Genomic DNA, 11,779 nt, shown 5'->3' on the forward strand with positions numbered 1-11,779 from the left:
ACGTTCCGGCCGGCGGGTGGGGCGCCGCCTTCGGTCGGTGGGTCGGTGCCGGGAGCGGCCGGGCGGGTCCAGTCGGCCGCGTCCAGGATCTTTGTGGTGGCCCGCATCGGGTCGGTCGCGTCGCCGACCAGCGCCAGCAGCAGTTCGCGCGCCGACGGCCGCTCCTGCGGCCGCTTGCGCAGGGCGCGGGCGACCAGGTCACGCAGCGGGGTCTCGAGGGCGGACAGGTCCGGGTCCGCGGTGGTCACTCTCCGCATGATCTCGTACGGGGTGCCGGCGCCGAACGGTGTCCGGCCGGTGGCCGCGTACGAGATCACGCAGCCCCACGCGAAGATGTCGGACGCCGCGGTGATCTTGCCGTCGAACTGCTCGGGTGCCATGTAGGTGGGGGTGCCGATGACCGGGCCGGAGTCGGTGCGGGTGACCGGGCTGTCCAGTGCCCGGGCGATGCCGAAGTCGATCACCTTGGGGCCGAGCCGGGACAGCAGCACGTTGCTGGCCTTGAGGTCGCGGTGCACGACGCCGGCGGCGTGGATGCCGTTGAGCGCGGCGGCCACCCCGGTCGCGAGACTGTCCAGCATGGAGCCGCGCAGCGGGCCATTCTGCGCCACCCACCCGGCCAGCGTCGGGCCCTCGATGTACTCGGTGACCAGGTACGCGACCTCGCCGTCGAGCACCACGTCGAGCACCTGGGCGGTGCAGAACCGGGCCACCCGCTGCGCCGCCTCGGCCTCCCGGCGGAACCGCATGCGGAACTGTTCGTCCCGGGCGTACTCGGCGCGGATCACCTTGATCGCCACCGGCCGGCCGTCGCCGCCGTCGTCCACGGCCAGGAACACCGTGCCCATGCCGCCCTCGCCGAGGCGCCCGAGCAGCCGGTAGCCGCCAAGCCGCCGCGGGTCGCCGGGATGCAGGTCCATCCGCGTCAGCCGATGCTGAAGCGCAGGCTGCCACGCTCCTGGTCACCCCAGATGAGCCGGTACGCACCGGTCGCCGGGGCCGGCACGGCGAAGCACGCCGGTCCGTCGGGTTTCACGGTGGCGTGCGACTCGACGTGCACCTGCGCCCGGCTGCACGCGCCCGCGTGCCCGGCCCGGCTCTCGTCCGGCAGGACCAGGGTCAGGTCACGGTCGAAGACGTACGTCATCCCGGCCGGCCCGGTGTTGGTGGCGGTGAATTTGAGCCGCACGAACTCCTGCCCGGCCGGTGCCTGATCGTGGTTCGCCGGGTCGTCGGACCGCACCTCGCCGCCGGTGAGTGTCATGTGGACGTCCTTGCGGCCGTCCGGGTAGACCTTGCCGGCCACCGTGAACGGCCGCGGTTCCAGCGAGATCAGCCCGTCCGCCCGGGACAGCGGCACGACCGCCTGCCGCGACCCGGTCTCCCCCACCGTCAGCACCGCGTCGGCGAGACGGAACCGCTCGTCCACCTCGATCGCGATCGCGCCGGTGCGGCTGCGCAGAGCCGGCACCTCCGGCAACTCGGCATGCTCGCTCGACGGCTCGTCATAGCTCTCCGCCCCGCTGGTGATCAGCAGCTCCTCGGTGGGCGCCGCGTCGTCGTCGCCCAGGTTCTGGAACGCCGCCTCGATCACCACCACCGGGCCCGGCTCGACCAGGCGCGCCGCACCGAGGGTCACCTTGAAGCCCGCGTACCAGTAGGAACGATCGACCCGGAGCCCCGCGGGCGCCGCGGACTCGGGAACACCGCCGACGGACTGGGTGCCGGCGGACTGGGTGCCGGCCGGCGGCTGCTCACCGCCCGCGGCCGCACATCCGGTCAGCACCAGCGCACAGGCAACGATCGCCGGCGCCAGACCGGGTCGCGAAATTTGCATGCGCCCACTGTGTCAGTTCGAGAAGCGCGGCAACATGGCCGCTCAGCCAGTGCTTAGTCGCGCACCGACCGGGCGATCCGCAGCGCCTCGTCCTCGGTGAGGTCGCCCTCCAGGCGGAGGGTGACCGCGCCCCGCTGCCAGATCAGGGTGGCGCCGGCCAAGCGAGCGGTTTCGATGCGGGTGCGGCCGTCGCGGTCCACGTACGCGACGGTGTGCGGTTCGGGTATCCACAGTGCTCGCAGGCCGTCGACGTCGGTCCAGGACATGCCGCGGATGAAGAGCTTCTTGAGGAAGAGCGGGTCCAACTCGCCGTCGAACTGGTCGAGGCGGACGGTGCCGTTGTCGTAGAGCAGGGTCACCAGTCGGGGCGCCCCGCCGGGGGCCGGGTCGGCCAGTTCGACCCGCTCGGGCGGGCCCAGCGCGGCGGGCACGCCGATCCGGAACGCGGCGCGGCGGCGGGCCTCGTCCAGGGTGGCCGTGCTCAGCGACGGCAGCGGGCCGGGGGCGGCGGTGGGGGCGGCGCCGGGGTTGGTGTCGACCACGATGCCGGCGAAGCGCAGCACCGCGGCGGCGGCCTGGGCGGCGGCGCCGCGCACCGGGGGGACCAGCAGCAGGGTGGCGGCGACCAGGATCGCCGCGGCGGCCGGCCACCAGCGGCGGACGGGACGGCTGGCCGGACGGCGGGCCGGACGGCGGGCCGGACGGCGGATCGGGCGGCGGGCGAACCGGCCGGGAACCGGGTTCGCCGCTAGCCGGTCGCGCACGGCAGCGCGTACGTCTGCAGGTTGGGTTTTGAGATTTTCCCCCAGATCGCGCAGCTCGCGCACCAGGTCGTCGGGCTCAGGCACGGCCCACCTCCTGGGTGACGTCGGCGTCGAGGAGGGCGCGGAGCCGGCGCAAGGCTCGTGAGGTGCGCGACTTGACCGTGCCCTTGGCCCAGCCCAGTGCGGCGGCGGTCTCGGCCTCGGACAGCTCGAGCAGATAGCGGCAGGTCAGCACGTCGCGATCGCGGTGGTCGAGACGGTCCAGGGCACTCGCCAGCTCGGCGCGGCGCTCGGCGGCCAGCGCGGCGGCGGCCGGCTCGTCGGCCTGATGGTCGGGCTGCTCGACCCGGGCGGCCGCGGCCTGGAGGACACCGTCCCGGCGGCGGCGCGAGCGGTGCAGGTTGCGGGTCTCGTTGGCGACGATCGCGAGGAGCCAGGGCCGGTACGCGTCGCGGCACCACCGCAGCTTGCGGAACGCCTTCACGAACGCCTCCTGCACGATGTCGTCGGCGTCGTCGCCGGCGCCGAGCAGCACGGCCGCCCGGTGTGCGGCCGCGGTGTAGCGGGCGACCAGGCGCTCGTACGCGTCCAGGTCGCCGTTCTGGGCAAGGGCCACGGCCTCGGCGTCGTCCAGTTCCCCAACCTCCTCCACCCACTTGACACCACCCGGCGGGAAAAGGTTCCGGGAACCCGGACGCCCGCAGCGGTGTCCTCCGGACGGAGGTGCATCACCGTGAGACTGCTCCGCATCATCGCTGCCGCACTGCTCGTCGTCGTGGCCGCCCTGGCCGGTCCGGCACCGGCCCGGGCCGGCGGCTGGGCCACCACGCTGCTCGACCCGCTCCCCGCCAAGATCGCACCGGGCGTCGCGTACACCATCGGGTTCTGGGTGCTTCAGCACGGTTCGCACCCGTTCTGGGGGGAGAACCTCGGCGAGGTCGCGCTCCTGGTCACCGACGACACGGGGCGGACCGTCACGTACCAGGGTTCGAGACTGCCGGAACCGGGCCACTTCGCTGCGGCCGTCGTCTTCGAGCGTGCCGGCACCTGGGAGATCACCAGCTCGCAGGGGGTGTTCGGGGACTACCCGCTGGGGAAGGCGACCGTGCCGGGCGGGTTCAGGGCCCTGCCGGTGCCGCCGGAGTACGCGGACATCAAGATCGACTACACGCACTGGAAGACGATCCGGCCGCCCGGCCCCGCGCCGCTGCCGAAGGCCGTACCGGTTGCCGCCGCCGAGACCACGCCGGCGCCCCGCGGTGGTTCCTGGGGTGCGGCGCTGATCGGCGGTGCCGTGCTGGTGGCCGCGGCGGGCGCCCTCATCCTGACCCGGCGCCGCCCTCGCCGGACTTGATTACGGCAGTTTTCTTTACATTGACCTACCCTCTGTCAAACAACGATGAGTGTCTGTACCCTGACTCCCCGGCGACGCAAAGCGACACAAAACCGAGGTAAAGCCGGTGGCATCAGGCAACGACCAGGACGACCCAGCGGGCTGGCCGGCACCCAGGAACAGCTGGCTGACCGGCCCGCCACCGGGCGGCGGCGGCAACGCCCCGCGGCGGGTGCCGCCGCTGCACCCCGGGGTTTCCCACCGGCAGGCGGACGACGCGGACGACAGCTCGCTCCGGGCCCGGTGGACGCTGGCGCTGGCCGTAATGGGCAGCGTGCTGCTGCTCGGCGGCACGGTGCTGTTCTGGCGCCACGACGACTCGGTGTCGGCGCCGCCGCCGCTGGTGCTGCCCGGGCCGTGGGAGCCGCCGGTCGCGGCGCCGACGGGGCCGGTGTTGCCGGGGCTCTCGCTGTCGTCGTCGTCACCGTCGCCGGAGTCGATCCCGGTCGCCACGAGACCGTCTCCGGCTCCGACGAAGGCAAAACCGGTCACGCCGACCCTCAGTGTTTCGCGGGCCGCCGTGCCGGCCACGGTCAATCTGGCCGCCCTGGGCACCCGCGACTGGGTCCACTGGGGCCTGTCCGGCCCGACCTCGCTGAACCGCAAGAGCGGCGGCACCGGCGAGATCAGAGATCTGGGCGGGTCCGGCCCGCGCGGCCGCTACGACAACAACCCGCAACGCTTCACCTGGACCGGCGGCACCCCGACGACATCGGCAGGCCCCACCCCCACGGGCCTTTACGTGTGCCAGGCCGGCGGCGGCTTCACGATCTCGGCGGCGGCGTCACCGACCACGCGAACGCTGCGGTTCTATGCCGGGGTGTGGGCGGCGCGGGGTGCGCTGACCGCCACGCTGGCGGGCCGGACGGCCACCGCAAGCCTGGAAAACGCACAGACAAACGGCACGGCGGTGTTCGTGATCAGATTCCGGGCACCGGCGGGCGAGACGTTGCGGGTGAGCTGGAACGTCGCCGTCCAACATCACCCGACGTGCGGAAACGTCGACATTCAGGCGGCGACGCTGAGCTGAGCCGGTTACCGCTGGGGCTGAGCCAGGCGCCAGGCCGCCAGCTTCCCGTCGCCGTACGCGACCAGCAGCCAGCGCCCGCCCTGGTCCGATCCGGTCGAGGTGCGGCCGCCGGGCGCTGGGCCGCCAGGCGCTGGGCCGCCGGGCGCTGGGCCGCCGGTTTTGAGCAGGGTCATCGATCTCGGGGGCGTGGGCAGGTCCGGGAGTTGGCCGCGATCGGCTGCGGTGGCGTAGCCGAACTGGCGGACGTGCCGCCCGCAGGTGAACACGGTGCCGCCGGCGACGACCGCTGCGGTCACCGCCTCGTCGGACGGCCAGCGGCACACCACGCCCTGTCCGACGACGATCTCCTTGAGGCCTCCCTCGCCCGCCAGGTAGACCCGGCCGCCCTGCACCCACAGCCGCTCGGGACGTTCGGGCTGGCGCCACGACCAGCGCAGCGACCCGTCCCCGCCGAGCACCTGAAGCGTGCCGCGCTCGCCGGTCAGGACCCGGTCACCGTTGGCGAGGAAGGCCGCGGCCCGGACCGCCTTGCCCGAACTGCGCCCGATCACCTCGCCGGTGCGGGCATGCACCTGCACGTCACCGGCGTCGGTGCCGAGCAGCAGCCGTTCGCCGACACTGTCCGCCGCCAGCGAGGTGACATGCAGCCTCACGTGCCAGACTCGGCGGCCGTCGTGGTCGTGCCGGAACACGTGGCCGTCGCTGGTGGCGCCGATGACGCCGCCCGGCACGGCGGCCACGTGCCGCGTCGTACCGAAGCCGGTCTTGATGTTGGTCTCTTGCTGCAGCTTGCCGGCACGCAGGGCAACCAGCGCGACCCCAGCGTCGGTTGCGGCATATGCCGCCGCGGCATCGTGGTGCGCCTTTGCCAGATCGTGGATGCCTGACGTCAGTTGCACCTCGGCCGGCGTCTCCCACCGACGTTGCTGTGACTCGTCCAGCTTAGACGGTAACTCACCGTGATCGACGACGGCCGTCACCTCGCCGGTCGTGGCGTCCACCGTTGCGGTGCACAGGTGGCTGGCCCGCACGAACTGCACGAAGTAGCCGCGTTCGCGCGCCAGTTGGACGGCGGCTATCCGGCCGCCGCCCGCCACCCGGAGTACCTGATCGCCCAGCACCGTCGCCCGCACATCCGGGTTCACGCTTTTCGGCCGGGTCCGGCTCGGCTCCGCACCGGACCCTGGCGAAATCCTCGACGTTTCCTATACCTCCGACGGTCCGCCGGCCCGGCCCGGTCAGACCCGGTAGGCCGATACGGTCTGGTGCAGCTCGGCCGCCATCCGGGCGAGTTCCTGCGCGGTCGCCTGGGTCTGGGTGGCGCCGGTGGCGGTCGAATCCGCCGCCTGCGCCACGCCCGAGATCGTGCCGGCGATGTCGCCGGCGCTGGATGCCGCCTCGTTCACGCTGCGGGACATCTCGCCGGTGGTGGCGGTCTGCTCCTCGACCGCGGCGGCGATGGTCGAGGTGTGGTCGTTGATCCGCGCGGTGACCGCGGTGATCTCGCCGATCGCCACCATCGCCTCGTCGGTCTCCTGCTGGATGGCGCCGATCCGCCGGGAGATGTCGTCGGTGGCCCGGGCGGTCTCCTGCGCCAGGTCCTTGACCTCGGAGGCCACCACCGCGAAGCCCTTGCCCATCTCGCCGGCCCGGGCCGCCTCGATCGTGGCGTTCAGCGCGAGCAGGTTGGTCTGCGCGGCGATCGAGGTGATGGTCTGCACCACGCTGCTGATCTCGGCGGAGGACTGGCCCAGCCGTTGCACGATCTCGTTGGTCCGTTCCGCGGTCTGCGCCGCCTGCGCCGACACCATCGCGGCCTCGGTCGCGCTGTTCGCGATCTCCCGGATCGAGGTGCCCATCTCGTCGGCGCCCGCGGCGACCGTCTGCACGTTGTGCGAGACCAACTCGGCGGCGTCGGACACCGCACCGGCCTGGGCCGACGTCTCCTCGGCGGCCGACGACATCTCGGTGGACACCGCGGTCAGCTCTTCCGAGGCGGCCGCGACGTGGTGCGCGTTGTCGGCGACCTGGCGCACCATGCCGGCCATCGCCTCGGTGGAGGTGTCCAAAGCCTGAGCGAGTACGGCGACCTCGTCCTTGCCGACCAGGCCGGTGCGCGCGGTGAGATCGCCGCCCCGGATCGACGTCAGGACCTTGACGCAGCGCCCCAGCGGACCGGTGATCAGCCGGGCGATACCGACCGCGGCGGCGACGCCCAGCACCAGGCCGAAGATGATCAGCGTGATCACGAGCGTACGGGCACTGGCGTAAGCCGCCGCGGCCTCGTCCTTCTGCTCCCCCGCCTTGACCACGGTCTGGTCGCTCAGCGTGTCCATCGCCTCGCGGGCCGCCGCGACCAGCGGCTCGACCTCGGCCTTACGGACCGCCGCCACCTCGATGTCCCGGCCGGCCCGGCTCAGCGGGAGCAGCTTCTCGTTGAGAATCGTGACGTACTCGGCCCAGGCCCGGTCGAAGTCGGCCAGCGCGGCCACCCGGATCGGGCCGAGCTCGTACGCCTTGTACTCCTTCTCCGCCGCGGCGAGCGCCTTCAGGTCGGCGGCCAGGGCCTTCTCGGCGGCCTGCTCGGTCTCCAGGTCGGTCGCCGCGAAGTGGTTGAGCGAGTTGATCCGGACCCGGTTGAACGCGTTGCGCAGCTCGGCGATCGTCCGCAACTGCTGGCTGCCGCCGTAGACGGCGTCCGTGTTCCGGTTGATCACCGCCATTTCGGCCACGGCGAACGAGGCCACGCCCGTACCGAGAAATGCGACCACCAGAACCGCCATCAGGATCTTCGTACCCACTCGAAGATCCATCAGCCAACCGGCGATCCCCCGCCGACGCCGCGCAGTTTCCATCACGAACCCCCGAGAGCGGCGGCCCGCAGGTCGGGCCGCATACGCCTTCGAAATTCGGTCGCGGTGACATCCGATCCGAGCTGATGCACCGCTTTGCTACCGGCTCAGAACTTCTTCGAAAGGTTCGTGAAGACCTCGTTGATGTGCCCGCCGAGCAGCGTGACGCCGGGCGATGACGACCGCGATCAGCGACACCAGCAGGCTGTACTCGACCGCGGTCGCGCCCTCGTCGTTCCGTGGGCGGCTGCGCAGGTACGCGGCGGTCAGAGTGGTGCGCAGGTGCGTACTTGTTCGGCGGCTGCGGCCCCTAAAGGATCAGGTTTGACTTAGTGCCGCAGTTGCCGATGCGGCAATGAGGAAGGCGAGTCCGATGAACTCCGAACTCACCCCGTCGGTTCCCCCTGACCCCACCGGCGCCACCGCCCCGGACGAACTGGCCGAGCGCCTGCACGCCCTGATGCGAGCGCGCCGCCGCTCGGTCGACAGCGTGGTCCGGCGCAGCCGCGATGCCGGTACGCCGATCTCCCGCGCCACCACGTACAACCTGATCCGCGGAACGGGCGCGCCGAGGCGCGATTCGCTGGTGGCGTTCCTGCGCGGCTGCGGGATTCCACCCCGGGAGCAGATCCGGTGGCTGACCGCTTTCGACCGGGTCCATCGCGGCGGGTCGGCCACTCCGGCCAGCGGGCTGGGCAGCGCGGCCTAGCCACGTCGCCGCCGCCTCCTTGAGGTGGTCCCCACTACCTGGACAGTTTCCGGGTCCGAGGTCTGCCCGACTACGGCGTTCCAGCGGCAACGACGTCGCCGACAACCGGCGGCGCCTGTCGTTGCCGAGACGCGGTCCCGCAGGGTCGGCAGCGTCCGGAAAAGCCGCGAGGCTCGCATACCGCCCATTACATCCCACTGATCGGCCGCGGCAGTTCACCGCCGGCCCGTGGGCCCTGCCGGCTGGCTGACGGCCGGGTGGGCTGGACAGCGGGGCAAGTCGGCCGATCGTCCGAGTCCGGGGGTTAGCGGCCGGTCGTTGGTCGGTCGTGCGTCGTCGTCAGGTCGTGTGGGGTGCCGGTACGGCTGTGGTGCTCACCGCGGTGAACAGTGCGGTGATCAATCAGCTGCAGGCGGGCTGGCCCTGGTGGGTCGCGGCGGTGCTGCTGACCGGCGCCGCGGCTTGGCTGGCCTGCTGGCAGAGCGCCGCCGATCTGCCCGGTTCGGGTGATGCCGCGGCGCCGTCCCGGGCGCCGGCCTGGTGGTGGTGGCCGGCCGCGATGACCGCCGGGTGCGCGGCGATCGTGTGGTGGCCGTGGCGGTGGCGGGTGGACTGGCTCGGCTTCCTGCCCGCGTACGCGGTGCCCCTGATGCAGTTGATCTTGCTCTTGGGTGCCCTCGTGGTGCTCTGGCTCGGTCGCCGGGCGGTCGGGGTCCTGCTGGTGGTCGTGGTGCTGGCCGGGCTGGTGGTGCGGCCGGCGGCAGCGACCGCGAACTGCGGGCGGGTGATGGTCGTGGTCCAGGCGTCGCTGCTGCCGCGGATCAGCAGCGCGCTGGACGCCCTGCGCGCGGAGGGCTCGACCGCCTGTACCCAGGCGCTGTGGCTGGTCCGCACCGATCGGGACGTGCTGAAACAGCTGCGTGGCTCGGCGGCGGTGCTGGGCGGGTTGATCACCTCCGATCCGGAGGTGGTGCGGAACCTGAACCCGGACCGGGCCGGCGTCGACCCGGCGCCGGCGACCTCCTGGTTCGGCATCGGCCGGGACGTCGCCTCGGTGTTCCCGCCCTCCGGCCGGACCGCGGAGCAGCGACTGTCCTTCCGGGCGGCGACTCCCCCGGACCCGGTGGCGATGAAGGCGGCGATGAAACTCGGCCGGCGGCTGAGCCCGAGCAGCGCCGGTTTCGGCACCGAACAGGATTCCTGCCCGGCCGGCGTGGTGATCCCGCGGAGCTGGACCGAGACCCCCTGCAACCACGCCAATCTGGTACGCGACGCGGTCGCGGACCGGTCCGGCACGGCGATCAGCGTGCCGGTCCTCGGCATTCCGCTTCAGCCGCCGGACGGTCGCTACGGGCCCGGGAAAGAGGCCCGGGCAGCGGTCGCCAGCCTCTTCCGCAGCGTGCAACACGACCCGGGCCGGGCGGATCTCGACCCGCTGGTGGGCAACGTGGCCGCCGCCGTCACGGAGGTCAAGAGCCTGAAACCGCTCGAGGTGTCCCGGCCGGTGCGCCTGATCGCGGTGCTGGACGCGTCGTCGAGCACCGGGCACGACAGCGACCCGGGGTATCGGGGTGGCCTGCCTACGCTCGAGGCCGGAATGGGCGGCCTGGTGCGGACCGAACCGCGGACCACCGTCCTGATTGCGCAGGACGCCGGCACGAGGCCCGACCCGGTGCGGTGGCGGGACGGTGCCGAGCGCCGCGCACCAGCCGTCGCGGCCCGGGGCGAGACCGGCCTGCCCACCTTCCTGGCCCGGGCCCGGACCCTGCGCGAGGCCGCCGTCCGGGCCGGCGAGCGCCCGGTCACCGTCCTGCTGACCGACGGCGTCAACCTCTTTCGCGAACGCCCGGTCGCGCGGGACCTGCTCCGCGGCGTCGTGGTGCTCGTCATCGGCAATCCCCAGGACTGCGCGGCGGTACCGCGGTTCGCCCGGGCGGGCTGCCGGCCCGCCAACGGCTCTCCCGCGGACGTCGCCGACGAACTCGCCCGCCTCACCAGCTGAAGGGAAGCACCATGCCCCGTCCGGCTCTGACCCGGCGCACCCTGCTGACCACCCTCGGAGCCGGCGTCGCCGGCGGCCTCGCGCTGGCGTGGCAGGCCCGCGGGGACCGTGCACCCGAGCCGGGAGCGAACCGGCCGATCCAGGTGCACGGCGGCACCGAGTTCGGCGGTGCCCGGTCCAGCGCGCTGCGGGTGTGGACCGAGCGCCCGCGGGTCCGGTCCCGGGGACTCACCGCGACCTACGTGAACGCGGGCGAGTCGAGCGACATCCAGCTGGCCGGCATCCAGAACCTGCTGAACCGGGCACCGGAGTACGCCGACCTGCTCATCGTCGACGCCGAGCACCTGCCCGGGCTGGTCGCGGCCGGCCAGGTGGTCCCGTTCGCCGACCTGGACCGGACCTGGCTGGTCGAGGACCTCGGCTGCATCGGCCGGATCGCCGACCGGTGCGTGGTCGGCGACGAGGTCTGCGCGCTGCCGCTGAACACCGACTTTCCGCTGCTGGCGTTCAACACCGCCCGATTCGGCGACCCGGGCGTGCTGGACACCCTCCGCACGCTGACCGGCGCCGAGTTCTGGACCACCGCGCTGGACCTGGTAACCCGGGCGAACGGGCCGGCCGGGACCCGGCGCATCCTGCTGCAGACCGGCCCGTACGAAGGATTCACCGCCTGCCTCACCGAACTCGTCGCGGCGTTCGGCACGCTCGACCCGATCAAAAGGATCTTCCCGCGGGGCACGTTCGACCTCGGCGGCGGCACCGAGAAGACCACGTTCGACGCTCTGGAGGAGGACCGGGCGGTGGCCGCCCGGCTCTGGCCGTCGCAGTGCCGCGACCTGACCCGGCACCTGCCGGCCGCCGAGGCCGGCGCGGCGATCTACGAGTTCGTGCCCATTCCCGGTGGTGTGCTGGGCGGGCAGGTGATCGCGGTGGGCAAGCGCTCGCCGCTGGCCGACAGCGCCCGCGAGCTCGCCGTCCATCTCGCCGGGGCGGCAAGCCAGTGGCAGCTCAACTACAACGCGGGCTACGTGCCCACGATCGCCGAGATGTACGCCGACGAGCAGTTGCGGACCGAGCTGTACGGCATCGACGACGGCCACCTCGACGCGTGCACCCTCCGGCCGCAGCGAGCCGACTACGAGGACTGGAGCAGCCGGTTCCGCGAGGAGACGCGAAACCGGCTGTCCTGAAA

11 protein-coding genes are annotated in these 11,779 nt (G+C 72.7%); 5 read left to right on the plus strand and 6 right to left on the minus strand.

Annotated elements, in window-relative coordinates; all coding sequences use genetic code 11:
• The 4 genes from Ari01nite_RS45430 to Ari01nite_RS45445 form a co-directional block, all read right to left on the minus strand.
• Positions 1-920, minus strand: a 920-nt coding sequence (locus Ari01nite_RS45430; RefSeq protein ID WP_203790491.1) for a serine/threonine-protein kinase, incomplete at its 3' end; no start/stop codon positions are given.
• 5 nt (positions 921-925) lie between these two features.
• Entirely contained in the window at positions 926-1,837 is a 912-nt protein-coding gene (locus tag Ari01nite_RS45435) for a hypothetical protein (RefSeq protein WP_203790492.1), read from the minus strand.
• Positions 1,838-1,890: 53 nt separating this feature from the next.
• A complete protein-coding gene (locus Ari01nite_RS45440) occupies positions 1,891-2,685 on the minus strand; it encodes a hypothetical protein (protein ID WP_203790493.1) in 795 nt (264 codons plus the stop codon).
• Positions 2,678-3,253, minus strand: coding sequence for an RNA polymerase sigma factor (locus tag Ari01nite_RS45445; protein WP_239163570.1), 576 nt, complete (start codon positions 3,251-3,253; stop codon positions 2,678-2,680). The genes Ari01nite_RS45440 and Ari01nite_RS45445 overlap by 8 nt, the downstream gene beginning before the upstream one ends.
• An 81-nt stretch (positions 3,254-3,334) precedes the next feature.
• On the opposite strand from Ari01nite_RS45445, the gene Ari01nite_RS45450 reads away from it, so the two are divergent.
• Both Ari01nite_RS45450 and Ari01nite_RS45455 read left to right on the plus strand, forming a co-directional pair.
• The gene (locus tag Ari01nite_RS45450; protein WP_203790494.1) at positions 3,335-3,955 is read left to right on the plus strand and encodes a hypothetical protein; all 621 of its coding nucleotides are present in this window, start codon (positions 3,335-3,337) and stop codon (positions 3,953-3,955) included.
• Positions 3,956-4,061: 106 nt separating this feature from the next.
• Entirely contained in the window at positions 4,062-5,024 is a 963-nt protein-coding gene (locus Ari01nite_RS45455; protein ID WP_203790495.1) for a hypothetical protein, read from the plus strand.
• Between the two features lie 5 nt (positions 5,025-5,029).
• Here the strand turns inward: Ari01nite_RS45455 and Ari01nite_RS45460 are convergent, their stop codons facing one another.
• Complete coding sequence (locus Ari01nite_RS45460) at positions 5,030-6,169, minus strand: WD40 repeat domain-containing protein (protein WP_203790496.1); 1,140 nt, start codon at positions 6,167-6,169, stop codon at positions 5,030-5,032.
• Between the two features lie 93 nt (positions 6,170-6,262).
• Positions 6,263-7,825 (minus strand): methyl-accepting chemotaxis protein, encoded by a 1,563-nt coding sequence (locus Ari01nite_RS45465; RefSeq protein ID WP_203790497.1) that lies wholly within the window; start codon positions 7,823-7,825, stop codon positions 6,263-6,265.
• 424 nt (positions 7,826-8,249) lie between these two features.
• On the opposite strand from Ari01nite_RS45465, the gene Ari01nite_RS45470 reads away from it, so the two are divergent.
• From Ari01nite_RS45470 to Ari01nite_RS45480, 3 genes are all read left to right on the plus strand, one after another.
• On the plus strand, positions 8,250-8,585 hold the full coding sequence (locus tag Ari01nite_RS45470) for an XRE family transcriptional regulator (protein WP_203790499.1): 336 nt from the start codon (positions 8,250-8,252) through the stop codon (positions 8,583-8,585).
• A gap of 328 nt (positions 8,586-8,913) precedes the next feature.
• Positions 8,914-10,587 carry a hypothetical protein gene (locus Ari01nite_RS45475; RefSeq protein ID WP_203790501.1) on the plus strand — a complete coding sequence of 558 codons (1,674 nt, stop codon included), beginning with the start codon at positions 8,914-8,916 and terminating at the stop codon, positions 10,585-10,587.
• An 11-nt stretch (positions 10,588-10,598) separates the two neighbouring features.
• Entirely contained in the window at positions 10,599-11,777 is a 1,179-nt protein-coding gene (locus Ari01nite_RS45480) for a type 2 periplasmic-binding domain-containing protein (protein ID WP_203790503.1), read from the plus strand.
• Positions 11,778-11,779 lie beyond the last annotated feature (2 nt).

It is taken from the genome of Paractinoplanes rishiriensis, from assembly GCF_016862375.1.
Lineage (GTDB): Bacteria > Actinomycetota > Actinomycetes > Mycobacteriales > Micromonosporaceae > Actinoplanes > Actinoplanes rishiriensis.

Excerpts from the sequence above, each read along its gene's own strand:
- Ari01nite_RS45435 (WP_203790492.1), bottom strand. The coding sequence starts at position 1,837 with ATGCAAATTTCGCGACCCGGTCTGGCGCCGGCGATCGTTGCCTGTGCG.
- Ari01nite_RS45470 (WP_203790499.1), top strand. The coding sequence starts at position 8,250 with ATGAACTCCGAACTCACCCCGTCGGTTCCCCCTGACCCCACCGGCGCC.
- Ari01nite_RS45480 (WP_203790503.1), top strand. The coding sequence starts at position 10,599 with ATGCCCCGTCCGGCTCTGACCCGGCGCACCCTGCTGACCACCCTCGGA.